The organism is Streptomyces sp. SAS_270 (genome assembly GCF_052543295.1).
Genome location: NZ_JBMNDS010000003.1, coordinates 64300 through 79547, shown reverse-complemented (window position 1 = coordinate 79547; position 15248 = coordinate 64300). Strand labels below are relative to the sequence as shown.

12 protein-coding genes and 1 pseudogene are annotated in these 15248 nt (G+C 71.5%); 5 read left to right on the top strand and 8 right to left on the bottom strand.

Translation table 11 applies throughout. From position 1 onward, the window contains the following. Positions 1 to 109: 109 nt before the first annotated feature. The 3 genes from ACN6LB_RS03035 to ACN6LB_RS03025 all read right to left on the bottom strand — a co-directional run bounded on the left by ACN6LB_RS03035 (position 110) and on the right by ACN6LB_RS03025 (position 5026). Entirely contained in the window at positions 110 to 1687 is a 1578-nt protein-coding gene (locus ACN6LB_RS03035; protein WP_445024428.1) for a carboxylesterase/lipase family protein, read from the bottom strand. Next, positions 1684 to 4161 (bottom strand): beta-glucosidase, encoded by a 2478-nt coding sequence (locus ACN6LB_RS03030; protein ID WP_445024427.1) that lies wholly within the window; start codon positions 4159 to 4161, stop codon positions 1684 to 1686. Before ACN6LB_RS03030 ends, ACN6LB_RS03035 begins: the two co-directional genes overlap by 4 nt. 427 nt (positions 4162 to 4588) lie before the next feature. Next, on the bottom strand, positions 4589 to 5026 hold the full coding sequence (locus ACN6LB_RS03025) for a DUF4442 domain-containing protein (protein ID WP_445024560.1): 438 nt from the start codon (positions 5024 to 5026) through the stop codon (positions 4589 to 4591). A gap of 86 nt (positions 5027 to 5112) precedes the next feature. Between ACN6LB_RS03025 and ACN6LB_RS03020 the strand changes: the two genes are divergently transcribed. The 3 genes from ACN6LB_RS03020 (at position 5113) to ACN6LB_RS03010 (ending at position 8695) form a co-directional block, all read left to right on the top strand. Next, a complete protein-coding gene (locus ACN6LB_RS03020; RefSeq protein ID WP_445024426.1) occupies positions 5113 to 6093 on the top strand; it encodes a hypothetical protein in 981 nt (326 codons plus the stop codon). A gap of 65 nt (positions 6094 to 6158) precedes the next feature. Further along, the gene (locus ACN6LB_RS03015) at positions 6159 to 7217 is read left to right on the top strand and encodes a hypothetical protein (protein ID WP_445024425.1); all 1059 of its coding nucleotides are present in this window, start codon (positions 6159 to 6161) and stop codon (positions 7215 to 7217) included. A gap of 140 nt (positions 7218 to 7357) precedes the next feature. Then, the gene (locus tag ACN6LB_RS03010) at positions 7358 to 8695 is read left to right on the top strand and encodes an MFS transporter (RefSeq protein ID WP_445024424.1); all 1338 of its coding nucleotides are present in this window, start codon (positions 7358 to 7360) and stop codon (positions 8693 to 8695) included. Here ACN6LB_RS03010 and ACN6LB_RS03005 read toward each other — a convergent pair. The 3 genes and pseudogenes from ACN6LB_RS03005 to ACN6LB_RS02995 all read right to left on the bottom strand — a co-directional run bounded on the left by ACN6LB_RS03005 (position 8657) and on the right by ACN6LB_RS02995 (position 11877). Next, complete coding sequence (locus tag ACN6LB_RS03005) at positions 8657 to 9502, bottom strand: spermidine synthase (RefSeq protein WP_445024423.1); 846 nt, start codon at positions 9500 to 9502, stop codon at positions 8657 to 8659. The genes ACN6LB_RS03010 and ACN6LB_RS03005 overlap by 39 nt on opposite strands. 121 nt (positions 9503 to 9623) lie before the next feature. Further along, entirely contained in the window at positions 9624 to 10802 is a 1179-nt protein-coding gene (tuf, locus tag ACN6LB_RS03000; protein ID WP_356138717.1) for an elongation factor Tu, read from the bottom strand. Between the two features lie 380 nt (positions 10803 to 11182). Next, positions 11183 to 11877: pseudogene (locus ACN6LB_RS02995) on the bottom strand (DNA alkylation repair protein). Positions 11878 to 11926: 49 nt separating this feature from the next. On the opposite strand from ACN6LB_RS02995, the gene ACN6LB_RS02990 reads away from it, so the two are divergent. After that, positions 11927 to 12724 carry a TVP38/TMEM64 family protein gene (locus ACN6LB_RS02990; RefSeq protein WP_445024422.1) on the top strand — a complete coding sequence of 266 codons (798 nt, stop codon included), beginning with the start codon at positions 11927 to 11929 and terminating at the stop codon, positions 12722 to 12724. Positions 12725 to 12727: 3 nt separating this feature from the next. On the opposite strand, the gene ACN6LB_RS02985 is transcribed toward ACN6LB_RS02990, so the two are convergent. Then, positions 12728 to 13897: a thiolase family protein gene (locus tag ACN6LB_RS02985; RefSeq protein ID WP_445024421.1), complete on the bottom strand. Its 1170-nt coding sequence runs from the start codon at positions 13895 to 13897 to the stop codon at positions 12728 to 12730. A gap of 122 nt (positions 13898 to 14019) precedes the next feature. Between ACN6LB_RS02985 and ACN6LB_RS02980 the strand changes: the two genes are divergently transcribed. Further along, positions 14020 to 14481: a winged helix-turn-helix transcriptional regulator gene (locus ACN6LB_RS02980; protein WP_356138726.1), complete on the top strand. Its 462-nt coding sequence runs from the start codon at positions 14020 to 14022 to the stop codon at positions 14479 to 14481. A 46-nt stretch (positions 14482 to 14527) separates the two neighbouring features. Here the strand turns inward: ACN6LB_RS02980 and ACN6LB_RS02975 are convergent, their stop codons facing one another. Beyond that, entirely contained in the window at positions 14528 to 15148 is a 621-nt protein-coding gene (locus ACN6LB_RS02975) for a cupin domain-containing protein (protein ID WP_445024559.1), read from the bottom strand. Between the last annotated feature and the right edge of the window lie 100 nt (positions 15149 to 15248).

Here is a 15248-nt window from a genome sequence, read left to right as displayed (position 1 = left end):
AGCTGTGCAGGAGCCGGGCGCGATCCGTGCACGCGCTGTGCGCCGACACGCGGAACATGATCGCCCGGCGTGCGCTCCCCCCTGGGCGCACGCCGGGCAGCCTACCCGTTCAGCTCCGCGGAGCGGAGTCCCAGAGGTCGCACTGGTGCTCGTGGTGGACAGAGGTGCTGACGGTGTTCCCGCCCGCGGAGGCGGTCTTCAGGGAGAGGACGCGCCCGGGCCGGTCCGGCATGGCGGGCTGGCCGTCGGCGCGCGGAGCGCCGCCGCGGACGAAGCTGCCCCAGTACTGCACCAGCTGCCGCGACAGCACCCGCTGCTCCGCGTTCAGCGGGGTGGCGAGCCCGAAGTGCTTGAAGAGGTACTGCACCTCGTTGACATGGGTCGCGCCGAAATCGAAGTCCGTGTGCAGGTTGCGCAGGGACGCGAAGGGCGGCGAGGTGCGGTCGGCGAACTCGTACGAGTAGACCGGGCCGCGGTGGGCGAGCACGCCGTCGAGGCGCAGTGCCGTGCACGCCATCAGGTAGTCGCCGAACGCCGTGCCGTACGCGATGGTCGGGGACGGGTAGGCGGACAGCGGGTAGCGCCGTAGCACCCGCTCGCCGAGGTCCGCGCCGAAGACGGCCTTGAGCACGGACGGATAGCGGTCGGCCGGGAGCGGTGTACCTGCCCCGTCGAACGCGCTGAACGCGAACAGCCGGCCCTCGTCCTCGTTCGCCCCGTTCAGTACGGGGACGTGCGCGGCGGCCCCTGCGGCGTACGCCTCGGACGGCTGCCGGGGCAGGAAGGTGCCGCCGACGACCGGTCCCCAGTCGAAGTCGGACTGGGTCGCGAGGATCTCCGCGGACGACTTGCCGCGCAGGCACGCCGGGGCGGTTTTCCGGTCGGGGCAGCCCGCCTTCCGCGCGAAGTCCGCACCGTCGGCGACGGCCTGGGCGTGCTCGCGTGCGGCGCAGTCCCCGTAGGCGCCGCTCTCGATGATTCCGGCGCGGTACAGGCCCTTCGAGGTCGGCGAGGCCATCTGGGTGCAGACCGAACGGCCGCCCGCGGACTCGCCGGCGATGGTCACGCGGCCCGGATCGCCGCCGAAGCGGCCGATGTTGGTGCGCACCCAGCGCAGGGCGGCCTGCTGGTCGAGCATGCCGAAGTTGCCGGAGACGCCGTCGCGTGTCTCGTCGTCGAGTCCGTCGGTGGCGAGGAACCCCATCGCGCCGAGGCGGTAGTTGACGGTGACGACGACCGCGCCGGTCTGCCGCGCGAAGGTGTCGGGCACGACGTCCTCGCCCGCGCCCGCGGTGAGGCCCCCGCCGTGCAGCCAGACCATCACCGGACGGCTACCGGCGCCCGGGGGAACGTACACATTGAGGTCGAGGCAGTCCTCGGTGTGGCTGGGCTGCTCGTAGCCGGGGTCCCAACTCGACGTCTGTACGCAGCGGTTGCCGAAGTCCTGTGCGGTGCGCACTCCTTGCCACGGTTCGACGGGGCGGGGGTTCCTCCAGCGCAGGTTCCCGACGGGCGGCTGCGCGTACGGGATGCCGAGGAACTGCCGCCCCTCGATGGTGGTTTCACCGCGTACGAGGCCCGCGTCGGTGCGTACGACGGGGTCGCTGTGCTTCGCGGCCTGTGCGGGTACGGAGGCGGCGAGGACGGTGGCGAGGGCTATGAGTGCGATGGCGAGTCGGCGGATCACGCGAACACCTCCGCGTTCGTGCGAAGCCGCAGATCGCGCGAGGACGCTCCGACCCATACGGTGCGCCGCCCGGTGCCGAGCACCCAGCGGTGCCGTTTGACGTCCCAGGACGAGAGGGTGCTCTGCGACACGCGCACGGTGATCCGGCGCCGCTCCCCCGCCCGCAGGGAGAGCCTCTCGTAGCCTCCCAAGACCCGTACAGGCTGGTCGAGTCGGAGATCCGGCGACGGGCCGACATAGAGCTGCGCCACCTCGATGCCGTCGCGTCTCCCGGTGTTGCGGACGCTGAAGGACACGTCGAGGCCGCCCTTGTGCCGGCGCACCCGCAGGTCGTCGTAGGAGAAGGAGGTGTACGAGAGTCCGTGGCCGAAGGGGAACAGCGGGCGCACACCTTCGGCGTCGTACCAGCGGTATCCGGCGTGGATGCCCTCCGAGTACTGCTCGGTGCCGTCGACGCCGGGGTAGCGGCCGGGATCACCGGCGACGGGGTGGTGCGCGTCGTCGGCCGCGAAGGACTGGGTGAGCCGCCCGCCCGGGTCGCAGTCGCCGAACAGGACGGCGGCGGTGGCGGCCGCGCCCTCCTGGCCCGGGTAGTACATCTGGAGCACGGCGGCCGTGCGGTGCAGCCACGGCATCGAGATGGACGACGAGGTGTTGAGGACGACGGTGGTGCGGGGGTTGGCCGCCGTCACCGCCTCGATCAGCGGGGTCTGGTGACCGGGGAGCGCGATCGTCGTGCGGTCGAGTCCCTCGGTGGCGTCCTCGTAGGCGAACAGGACGACACTGTGGGCGGCGCGCGCGGCCTTCACCGCCTGGGCGACGTCCTGTGCGCGGGTCGCACCGGTGATGCGGCGCAGCCGGAACAGCTGTCCGCCGTCGCCGCCCTTCGCGGTGATCTGCAGCGTGTGGGCACCCTTGGCGAGGTCGAGCACCTTGCGGCGCACGGCCAGTCCGTCGGGGGCCGCGGAGACGAGGCCGCCGGAGAAGTACTCGCCGTATCCGGGCAGTACGGGAAAGAGGTCCTCGCCGTCGAGGAGCACCTTGGGGCGTTCGCCCGAGTAGTGGATGACAAGGGTCCACTCGTCGGCGTCCTCGGCCGTGAGCGTCCCGTCGTACGTCCAGGTCCTGCCCGCGCCGACATCCTGGCCCTCGGTCGGGAAGGCGGGGCTCAGCGCACCCGCGGGGATCGTCTTGCCGAAGACGTCCTCGCCGAGGGCGTACGAGACGTGCGCGCCCTGTCCCGCGCGGGAGGTGAGGGCGTCGAGCGGGCTGTCGGCATGGTCGGGCACGACGTGGGCGCTGCCGCCGCCGCTGACGAACGGGAGGGCGCCGGTGGGGCCGACGACGGCGATGCTGCGGGCGGCGGCTCCGGTCAGCGGCAGCGCGTGGTGCTCGTTGCGCAGCAGGGTGGCGCCCGCCTTCGCGACCTCCAGGGCCACGGCCGCGCCCGCCTTCGGGTCGCGCTCCGGGCGGGGCGGGACGCTGCCGTCGAGGAGGCCGAAGCGGTCCATCACCGCGAGGATGCGGCGCACGGCACGGTCGACGTACCTCACCGGAACGCTGCCGTCCTGGACGGCCTTCTTCAGCGCGGCGTCGAAGTGGATCCCGCCCGGCATCTCCATGTCGAGCCCCGCGGTGATCGCCGCGACCGTGCTGTGGGCGGCGAACCAGTCGGTCATCACCCAGCCCTCGAAGCCCCACTGCTCCCGCAGGATGCCGGTGAGCAGCTTCTTGTTCTCGCAGGCGAAGGTGCCGTTGACCTTGTTGTACGCGCCCATGACCGCGCCGGTACGGGCGGCGACGGCCGCGGCGAAGCCACGCAGTTCGACCTCGTGCATCGTCCGCTCGTCGACCCGCACGTCGATGGACATGCGGTCCTTCTCCTGGTTGTTCATGGCGAAGTGCTTGACGGTGGCGATGAGCCCCTCGCCCTGGATGCCCTTGATCTCGGCGGCGACCAGGTCGGAGGCGAGCAGCGGGTCCTCGCTGAACGTCTCGAAGTTGCGGCCGCCGTACGGGGTGCGGATGAGGTTGACCATCGGGGAGAGGAGGACGTCCTGGCCCAGGGCGCGGCCCTCGCGGCCGATGACCCGGCCGTAGCGGCGGGCGAGGCCCGGGTCGAACGCGGAGGCGAGCAGGACGGGGGCGGGCAGCGCGGTGGCGTGCCGGGTGACGCGGACGCCGGCCGGTCCGTCGGCGAGGCGGAGCGGGGGAATGGCGAGACGGGGCACGCCGGGCACGTATCCGGCCTGACCGAGCGAGTCGGGGTCGGTGGCGCCGTGCAACAGGGAGATCTTCTCGTCGAGGGTGAGTTTGCCGACCAAACCCTCGACACGTGGACCCATGGAGGGGTTCTGTCTGTCGAGGGCCGCCGCGTGCGCGGGGGGCGTGAGGCCGGAGGTGGCCGCCGCGGCGACCGCGATCGCGCCGCCCAGCAGGCGCAGGGCCGATCGCCGGGACACAGTGTCGGACATGAGCCGTCACTCCTTCGGTGCGCGGGCACGTCGTTGTGGGACCGCATGTACACGTGCCAACGGCAGCCGCGTTCGGCCCTTGAACGCACTATGCGCCGGAGCCGACTTGACGAGCCATCAGGCACCACGGGTACGGCGCGAAAACTATGACCGCTGGTGACTCGTGTCAATGAAGTGAACAGAAAACAGTGCGGGGGCGACAAGACCCGAAGGGGTGCGGCGGGTTGTCGTGGACGACGAAGGGCGCGGCAGGCAGGCGTCGCCGGCGGAGGCGAGGCGGCGATCAGCGGTCGCCGTAGCGGCGTGCGCAGGGCCGCCACGGGAAGGTCCGGCAGCCCGGCGCCGACACAACGCCGCGCACCCCGGGCTCGGGCTCGGGGTGCGGCGTCCGAGGGCAGGGCTCGGGCTCGGGGCCAAGGCCCGGGGCTCAGCCGTTCGGGCGGAGTGTCCAGACGACGGTCATCTCGCCGGTCACGGCGCCGTCCGCGCGCTGGATGGCGATGGCGACGGGGAACTCGGGGCGCAAGCCTGCGTCGAGTTCGGCGACGACCTCGGCGGCCGGGCGGCCGAGCGTCGCGGTGGCTGTCACGGGGCCCATCGCGAGCTTCTTGTAGGCGATCTCGGCGCTGACGGCGAGCGGTACGGCACGCGAGAGCTGGTCACCGAACGCGGCAAGGACGATGGCACCGCTGGCCGACTCGCCCAGCGTGAACATCGCTCCGGCATGCGGGCCGCCGACGTGGTTGTGGAACTCGCCCTGGTCGGGCAGCGCCACCACGGCCCTCTCCGGGCTGGTCTCCACGAACTCGAGGTTCAGGGTCCGAGCCATGGGAACTGTGGCGGCAAGCATCTCGCCGATCGACATCTGGTCTGCGCTCATGCGCCGAATGTTACCCACGAGTAGCAATTTTTGACCAGCACCGGTACGTGATCGTCGTATCGTTGCGCCCCATGTGGCCAGGAGAGCAGCCGCCCGGGGGCGAGCAGAACGCGAAGCATCCGCAGAACGCCGGAGTCGGCGGTCAGCCGAATCCCTACCAGCAGCCGGGATACCAGCAGCAGAATCCATATGCCCAGCAGCAACCGCCCGCGCCGTGGAACGCCCCGACCGTGACGGCGGGCGCACCTGTTCCCCCGCCGGGCGACGGCGGACGCCGGACGAAGATCGTCGCGATCACCGCGGCCGCGGCCGTCGTGATCGCCGCGGGCGTGACCGGCTACGCGGTGCTCGGCGGCGGGAAGGACGACGGGGCCGATCCCGAGCCGACCAAGTCCGCGTCCCAGCAGTCGAGTCCGACCAGCAATCCGCGCCGGTCCGACGGCGACGTGAAGCCGACGATCGCGGGCTGGAAGACCGTTCTGAACCCCGATCGCGGTATCGCTTTCGACGTACCCGCCGAGTGGGCGCTGAGGTCGACCGGCTGGGTCACGTACGTGTCGAAGGAGGACGACCCGCAGGACAAGCCGCTGATCGCGATGAAGGCCCCCGCCATCCTCAAGGAGAAGTGGTGCGGCTCCGACGAGGACAAGAACGGCAGCACCGACTACACGGAGCTCGCCGACGCCGGCACCCGGGGCAACGACGGAGCGAAGAGCCCCGAGGACGCCGCCCGCGAGGACGCGCGGACCTGGGTCTACGGCGCGTACACCCAGCCCGACAAGAAACTGGTCAAGTCCGCTGCGGTGAAGTCGTACACGACGAATTCCGGCATCAAGGGCGCTTTGGCCACCGCCTCGTCGTCCGGTGTGAAGAAACAGCAAAAGTGTGACAGCGACGGGAAGGCCACCACCTTCGCCTTCAAGAACCCCTCGGGCGACATCGTGTCGTGGTCGTTCGTCGGTGCCAAGGGCGTATCCGAGGAGGTACCGGACACGACCGTGCAGAAGATCCTCGGCACCATACGTCTGTACGACGTTCCGTCAGACTCCTGACCGGTACATGTCTGACGAGGTCCAGTGACCGAAACGTGTCACACGCGGCACTACTCTTACTGCCCATGTGGCCAGGACAGCAGCCGCCCGGGGGCGAGCAGAACCCGCAGGACCAGAATCCCTACCAGCAGCCGGGGTACCAGCAGCCGAACCCGTACCAGCAGCCCGGGTACCAGCAGCCGGGTTACCAGCAGCCCAACACGTATGGGCAGCAGCCACAGTGGGGAGCCCCGGGGGAGCCGCTCGGGGCGCCCCAGGCGCCCGGTGGCGGCACCGGCGGGGGCAGCGGCGGGGGCGGCGGCGGGAACAAGACGAAGATCACCGCGATCGTCGCGGCCTCGGCCGTGGTGATCGCGGCCGGCGTCACCGGCTATCTCGTCCTGGGCGGCGACAAGGACAAGGAGGCGGGCGGCGACCCGTCCAAGTCCGCCAAGCCGTCGGTCTCCACGTCCGCGAGCCCCAGCTCCAGCTCCAGCGGTGACGACAACCCGCGCGGCAGCGACGAGGAGGAGAAGCCGACGATCGCCGGCTGGAAGGTCGTCGTGAATCCCAAGTGGGGTACGGCGTTCGACGTTCCGGCGGACTGGGAGGTGCTGTCGTCCGGCACCTTCATCGGCTTCGACGACAAGAACAAGGACGACACCTCCACGATCATCGGCATGTCCGCGCCCGCCTTCCTCAAGGAGGAGTGGTGCACGTCCGACGAGGACAAGGACGGCCACAAGGAGAGCTCGGCGCTGGCCGCCGCGGGCTCCAAGGGGCAGAGCGGCGCCAAGAACACCAGCGACATCGCGCGCAACGACTCGGCGTGGTGGGTCTTCGGCGGGTACACGGACCAGAAGAACGCCTCGAAGAAGCTGCTCACCATCGGCAAGCCGAAGGCGTACACGACGGCCTCGGGCGTCGAGGGCAGCGTCGCGACGACGTACTCCTCGGGTGTCCCCAAGAAGGGCAAGTGCGACTCCGACGGCAAGGCGACCACGTTCGCCTTCAAGAACTCCGACGGTGACTTCGTGTCCTGGACGTTCTACGGGGCCAAGGGCGTCAGCGAGGAAGTGCCGGACGCCACGGTCAAGAAGATCCTCAGCACGGTCCGTCTGCACGGTGACCCCAAGGAGTCCTGAACCGCGCGCCGAGAACTCCCGGGTGCGGCCGGTGCGGTCCGGCCGGGGGCCCCGGCGGCGTTCGGACGGGCCGCGGGAGCCCTTCCTGAATTCGTAGAAAGCGTTTGGCAAGTCGGGCGGTCGGCGGCGATAGTCACCCGGTGACTCCAGCCGCCGCCTCCGACCGCCCCTCCCACCGCCCGTCCTGGGCGGGCCGCAACTACACCCTGCTCACCGCCGCCGCGATCGCCACGAATCTGGGCAGCCAGGGCGCGCTGATCGCCTCGGCGTTCGCCGTGCTCGACGCGGGCGGCGACGGAGGGGACGTCGGCCTGGTGGCGGCGGCGCGGACGCTGCCCCTGGTGCTGTTCCTGCTGATCGGCGGCGCCGTCGCGGACCGGCTGCCGCGCCATCGGGTGATGGTCGCGGCCAACACCCTCAACTGCCTCTCGCAGGCTGCCTTCGCGGCCCTCGTCATCAGCGGGGAGGCGCAGCTGTGGCAGATGATGCTGCTCAGCGGCCTCGGCGGCACCGGCCAGGCGTTCTTCAACCCGGCGGCCGAGGGCATGCTGATGTCCTCCGTCGAGGGGGAGCAGGCGAGCCGCGCCTTCGCAGTGTTCCGGATGGCGACCCAGGGCGCCGGCCTCGGCGGAGCGGCCCTGGGCGGCGCGCTGGTGGCCGTGATCGGCCCCGGCTGGGTGCTCGCCGTCGACGCGGCCGCGTTCGCCCTCGCCGCGGCCCTGCGGTCCTTCCTCGACGTCAGTCACATACCGCCGCGCGCCCCGGGCGGCGGTCTGCTCGCCGATCTCCGCGACGGCTGGCAGGAGTTCATCGGGCGGACGTGGCTGTGGTCGATCGTCGCGCAGTTCGCCGTCGTGGTGGCGGTCGTCGGCGCCGCCGAATCGGTCTACGGCCCCCTCGTCGCCCGCGACAGTCTCGGCGGCCCGGGCCCTTGGGGTCTGGCCCTCGGTGCGTTCGGTGTCGGAACCGTCGGCGGCGCCCTGCTGATGATGCGCTGGAAACCGCGCCGCCTGCTGCTCGCCGGCACCCTGTGCGTCTTCCCGCTCGCCCTCCCGGCCGCCGCGCTCGCCCTGCCCGTACCGGTCGGCGCGCTGTACGCCGTGATGTTCGTCAGCGGCCTGGCGATCGAGGTGTTCGGCGTTTCGTGGATGACGGCGCTGCATCAGGAGATCCCCGAGGACATGCTCTCGCGCGTCTCGGCGTACGACTGGTTCGGCTCGATCGCGATGACGCCGCTGGCGCTGGCGCTGGCGGGCCCGGCGGAGGAGGCCTTCGGGCGTACCGCTTCGCTGTGGGGCTGCGCCACGCTGGTCGTGGTGGTCACGGCGGCGGTGCTGTGCGTGCCGGACGTACGGAACCTGACGCGTCGGACCAGAGCGGTGACCAAGCGGACTCCGCTTCCCGAGGTCGAGGGCGGACCGGCCGCCGACAAGCGCGGGTCAGCCGATGGTGAAGGAGCCGTCGGGGGGCTCGGGTGAGGGGACCGCGTTCTCGTCGTGCACGGGTGTGGCAGCGCCCATGAACTCCCGCAGTGCGGCGCCGTGTTCGACGCGCGCGGGAAAGGCGTCGGAGGCGGTGCGGCGGGCCAGGACAGCCGTGTCGAGGGGGCGGTGGGAGGCCAGCAGCACCGCGTTGCCGAAGCGACGCCCGCGCAGCACACCCGGTTCGGCGATGACGGCCAGCTCCTCGAACACCGTGGAGAACGTGGCGAGTTGGGAGCGCAGGAAGGCGAAGGGCGCGGCGTCGGCGAGGTTGGCCAGGTAGACGCCGTCGGGGCGCAGGACCCGTTCGGCGGCGGCCGCGTACGCCACGGTGGTCAGGTGCGCGGGGACGCGCGAGCCGCCGAAGACGTCCGCGATCAGGATGTCGGCCGAGTCCGCGGGGGCGGCTTCCAGCCAGGTGCGGGCGTCCGCGGGATGCAGCGTGATGCCCGCGTCGTCCGCCACGGGAAGGTGCTCGGCGACGAGGGCGAGCAGCCCGCGGTCGGCTTCGACGACGTCCTGCCGCGAGCCGGGCCGGGTCGCCGCGACATAGCGGGGCAGCGTCAGCGCGCCCCCGCCGAGATGCAGCACGTCCAGGGCTCGGCCCGGCTCCGCGACCGTGTCCAGGACATGCCCCAGCCGCCGCGCGTACTCGAACTCCAGATGCGTCGGCGCGTCCAGGTCGACGTACGACTGCGGCGCTCCGTCGACCGTCAGCAGCCACGCGCGCTTGCGGTCCACGTCCGGCATCAGCTTGGCGGTCCCGTGATCCACGGCCCGTGTCACGGGTATCGGCTCGTCCACCCGTCCATTGTGGGGGAACGGCGGGGCACCGGTCGCCCGGCACCGAGTGCGGGGGACCGCGTGAACGGCCACAGCCGCCCCGCGATCCCCCGCACTCCTCAGCCCCCGCTCCTCGGAGCCGTCAGCCGACGGCCGTGACCGTCCCCGCGCCGACGGTGCGCCCGCCCTCGCGGATGGCGAAACCGAGGCCGGCCTCCAACGGCACGTCGCGGCCGAGCTCCACCGTCATCGTGACGGTGTCGCCGGGGCGGGCGACCGCCGTCTCACCGAGGTCGACATCGCCCACCACGTCCGCCGTGCGGATGTAGAACTGCGGCCGGTACCCGGTGGAGACCGGTGTCGTACGGCCGCCCTCACGGGTCGACAGGACGTACACCTGCGCCGAGAAGCGCCGACTGGGTACGACGCTGTCGGGTGCCGCGACGACGTGTCCGCGCCGCACCGCGTCGCGGGGCACGCCCCGCAGCAGCAGCGCCACGTTGTCGCCGGCCTGCGCCTCGTCCATCGGCTTGCCGAAGGTCTCCAGGCCGGTGACGACCGTGTCGACACCGGCGCCGAGCACTTCGACCCGGTCGCCGACCCGGATCGTGCCGCGCTCGACGGCACCCGTGACCACCGTCCCGCGGCCGGTGATCGTGAGCACGTTCTCGACCGGCAACAGGAACGGCGCGTCCAGATACCGCTCGGGCATCGGTACGTACGTGTCCACCGCGTCCAGCAGCGCGTCGATCGCCGCGGTCCAACGGGCGTCGCCCTCCAGCGCCTTGAGCCCGGAGACCCGGACGACCGGTACGGAGTCGCCCCCGTACCCGTGCGCGGTGAGCAGTTCGCGGACCTCCAGCTCGACGAGGTCGCTGAGCTCCTCGTCGCCCGCGTCGGCCTTGTTGAGGGCGACGACGATGTGGTCGACGCCCACCTGGCGGGCGAGCAGCACGTGCTCGGCGGTCTGCGGCATGATCCCGTCCAGCGCGGACACGACGAGGATGGCCCCGTCGAGCTGGGCCGCGCCCGTGACCATGTTCTTGACGTAGTCGGCGTGGCCCGGCATGTCCACGTGCGCGTAGTGCCGGGTGTCTGTCTCGTACTCGACGTGCGCGATGTTGATGGTGATGCCGCGGGCGCTCTCCTCCGGCGCACGGTCGATGCGGTCGAACGGTACGTATCGGGTGCTGCCGCCGGAGCCCCGCTCGGCGAGGACCTTGGTGATGGCGGCGGTCAGGGTGGTCTTCCCGTGGTCGACGTGACCCATGGTGCCGATGTTCAGGTGTGGTTTGGTGCGCACGTAAGCCGTCTTGGGCATGGCTGTACCTCGAAGCCTCTTCAGCGTCAGCGGAACTGTGACTGAGTGATGGCCCCGGCGCGAAGCGGCCGGGACGGGGACCCCAAGGACTTGCCGACCCTCCCCCTGCGGGGTCCGCCGGACGATCCGGGAAGGGTCAGCTTCGGGCGCCGTCGACGGCGGCCGCGATGATCGGGACGGCAGCCTTCGGCGCATCCGCGACTGCGGATGCTGCGAGGAGGAAGGCGTACCGGAACATGACGCGATCATCGCCGACGGACCTGCCCACGTCGAATGGTTTTTCGCACCGCTGAGCGGGTGTTTCGGGTGGTGCGCCAGGGGCTGGTGTTGTGATGAGTGAAGGTTGACGCGTGGAGTGTCAGGGATCGGCGTGTGAAGCGTCAGGGTCCGATGTTCTTGAGCGCCTCACGCACCGACAGCGGCGAGAGGCGTCCCCGCTGCTGCGCGACGAAGCCGCGTACCGCGTCCGGATCCGTCTTGGCGTACTCGCGCAGACACCAGCCGATCGCCCGTAGGCGAAGAGCCGCTCCGTGTCCGTCGCGTCCTTGTAGCGGAGCTGGTGGAGCAGGGCGGTGCGGGCCACCCACAGGTCGTCGTCCTCGATCCACGCGTCCATGTCGGCCTTCAGCGCGGGATCGGCGGTCACCAGGCCCCCCACTACGTGGCAGGCGAGCAGGTCGACGGTGTCCCACCAGGAGACCGTGGAGACGAGATGGCGTGCCACCGGCAGAAAACCGGACGACAGCCGCTTCACGTGGCGGCGCAGGTAGTCCACGGCGAAGTACTGGTACTCGCGCTCCGGCAGCTGCCAGCAGCGCAGCGCGAGCGCCGTGCAGTCCGCCTCGCCGGGGCGGGGTGTGCCGTCCACGACGACGCGCGACAGGGCACGGCGCTCGGGCGTGGTCAGACCGAGGAAGGGCGCGATGTCCTTCATGTACGCCTGCATCGACGCGGCCCGCCGCGGATCGGCAGCGGCGGCGTAGGTGGCGGTGAGCCGCTCCAGCACGGTGTCGGCGAGAGCACTGTCCGGCATCTCGAACCGCACACCCGACGTACCCGAAGCTGTGACGCCCATGAGACGAACCATACGGCGCCCACACACATTGGTCGGTTAGTGTCACCGGATGCTCGATGCCACCACCCGCTCTGGGGGCACCGCCACGACCGTCCCCACGGCCGCCACCACGCAGCTCGCCATCTCCGCGGAACTCGACCTCGTCGCGGAGTTCGCCGTCGCCACGCGCACGGGCCTGACCGCCCGCTGCACCAGAGCCCTGCTGTCGCCGTGGTCGAGACTGTCGCTGCTCGTGGTGCTGCTCGCGGCGGCCGCGTCGGGCGTGCTGCTGTTCCATCCGCAGCGTGTGCTCTCCGACGGCTGGCCACCGCAGCTCGGCGGAGGCGCGGCGGCCGCGGTGTTCGCGGTGGCGTACGGGCTGTGCACGGTCGCGTTCGTGCCCCGGCCGCTCCTCAACCTCGCCGCGGGCGCCCTGTTCGGCTCCCAGCTGGGCCTCGGAACCGCCCTCGCGGGCACGGTGCTCGGGGCGGGCGTCGCCTTCGGGCTCGGCCGTATCCTCGGGCAGGACGCGCTGCGCCCGCTGCTGCGCGGCCGCTGGCTGAAGGCCGCGGACGGGCAGCTCAGCCGCCACGGCTTCCGCTCGATGATGGTGGCCCGCCTCTTCCCCGGCGTGCCCTTCTGGGCAGCCAACTACTGCGCGGCCGTCTCCCGCATGGGCTGGCTGCCGTTCCTCCTGGCCACGGCCCTGGGGTCGATCCCGAACACGGCCGCGTACGCCGTCGCCGGCGCCCGGGCCTCGGCGCCGACGTCACCCGCCTTCCTGATCGCGATGGGCTTCATCGCGCTGCCGGCCCTGATCGGGGCGGTGGTGGCCTGGCGGAAGCGCCACCACCTGCGCGGCCACTGACTGCTACACCGCTTCCAGCACCATCGCGTTGGCGAGTCCGCCCGCCTCGCACATCGTCTGCAGGGCGTAGCGGGCCCCGCGTGCGCGCATCGCGTGGACGAGGGTGGTGGTCAGCCGGGTGCCGCTCGCGCCGAGCGGGTGGCCGAGGGCTATGGCGCCGCCGTGCACGTTGACCTTGGCCAGGTCGGCGCCGGTCTCCTGCTGCCAGGACAGGACGACGCTGGAGAACGCCTCGTTCACCTCGAAGAGGTCGATGTCGTCGATGGTGAGGCCCGCCTTGCGGAGCACCTTCTCGGTGGCGGGGATGACTCCGGTCAGCATGAGCACGGGGTCGGATCCGGTGACGGCGAAGCTGTGCAGCCGGGCGATCGGGCGCAGGCCCAGGCGGTCCGCGGTCTCGCTCGACATGATGAGTACGGCTGAGGCGCCGTCGTTGATCGGGCTCGCGTTGCCCGCCGTGACGGACCAGTCGATCTGCGGGAAGCGCTCGCCGAAGGCCGGGTCGTAGTAGGCGGGCTTGAGGCCGGCGAGTATCTCGGTGGTGCTGGCGGGCCGGACGCACTCGTCGCGTGTCACGCCCTCCAGGGGGGCGACCTCGGCGTCGAACAGCCCGTTGTTCCAGGCCGCGGCCGCCTTCTGGTGCGAGCTGACCGCGAAGGCGTCCATCCGCTCGCGGGAGATGCCCCACTTGGCGGCGATGAGCTCGGCACTGACGCCCTGCGGTACCAGGCCCTCCGGGTAGCGCTCGGCGACGCCGGGTCCGAACGGGTCCTTGCCCGCGGGCACGTTCGACCACATCGGTACGCGGCTCATCGACTCCACACCGCAGGCCACGACGATGTCGTACGCGCCGGACTGGACGCCCTGCGCCGCGAAGTGCACGGCTTGCTGGGAGGAGCCGCACTGGCGGTCCACCGTGGTCGCGGGCACCGTGTCGGGGAAGCCCGCGGACAGCACGGCGTAGCGGGTGGTGTTCATGGCCTGCTCGCCGACCTGGTCGACCGTGCCGCCGATGACGTCGTCGATGAGGGCCGGGTCGATCCCGGAGCGCTCGACGAGGCTGCGCAGGGTGTGGGCGAGGAGTTCGACGGGGTGGACATGGGCGAGGGTGCCGTTCGGCTTGCCCTTGCCGATGGGAGTGCGTACGGCTTCGACGATCACAGCGTCACGCATGGGATGCCTCTCAGGTCCGTGCAGGTCCGTTCCGGCTATCAAGTTTGGATTCCAAACCCGCTAAGTGACCCGACAGTAACATGGTGAGTTGGAAGAGCCAACCCACCCCCTAGACTGATGTCATGAAGGACGCCCGCCCCTGCTCCATCGCCGCGACGCTCGCCCTCGTCGGCGAGAAGTACTCCCTGCTGGTCCTGCGCGAGGTGACGCTCGGCGCCACCCGCTTCGACCAGCTCGTACGCAACATCGGCGCCCCGCGCGACGTACTGACCGCCCGCCTGAAACGGCTCGTCGAGGCCGGCATCCTGGAAAAGGTCGAGTACAGCGAGCGCCCCACTCGCTACGAGTACCGGCCCACCCCGGCAGGCCTGGAGCTGGAGCCGGTGCTGCTCACACTGATGGCATGGGGCGACCGGCATCTCCAGGAGGGGGACTTCCGGCCGATGGTCCTGGAGCACACCTGCGGGCACGAGCTGGTCCCCCAGGTCGTCTGCCCCGAATGCGGCCAGAAGGTCGAACACCACGACCTGACCGCCCACCCGCAGTCCCCGGGCTGGACAGCTACGGGGCCGGCGGCGGCGTAGGGCTCTCGGTCAGGAGGCCGGCACCCACGTCGCAGCGGTGGCACGTCTACGGATGGAACGTCCCCTGGTAGACGTCCAGTCGGCCGCACATCCCGAACCGGCCGTGCGTGGAAGGCTGTTCGGCCCGTACGACGGCGTCCGCGAGGTGGGAGGTGTCGCCTCGCTCCAGACGGTCGAGCTGCTCGCCCGTGGCCGCGGCGGCGGCCTCGGCGCCTTGGTGCCACCGCTCGCGCCAGGCTCCGAGCCGGGGCCGCACCAGCGCGGCCGCGGCCCGGTGGAAGGCGGCGAGCGGCTCGGGACCCTCGGCCTCGCGCAGCGCGCGGTAACCCTCCAGGGCGAGGTCGCGCCGGGCTCGCGCGAGCCGCTCCTGCTCCGCCTCGGGTGCGTCGGCCGGGATGACGGTGGCGGCCGCGTAGGTCTCCGGGTCGGTCAGGTACGGCGGCGGCAGCGTGAGCACGGCGTCGCCCGCCTCGGGGAGCCCGTTGTTCTGCATGAGGACCGTGATGCGCAGGTCGTCCTCGTTGACCAGCCGGTGGATGGTGCCGGGGGTGAACCAGGCGACCGTGCCGGGCGCGAGCGGCGTGACCTCGTAGCCGGAGGCGGTCAGCGTCTGCACCGCCCCGCGCCCGCCGGTGACGACGTACGCCTCCGAACAGGTCAGGTGCATATGGGGAGTTCCCCCGCACGCACCGTCCGCGGCGGGCCAGTCGTACACGCACAGGTGCGACACGGCGACGGCGCCCGGCAGCCCGGCGAAACCGCGGGGT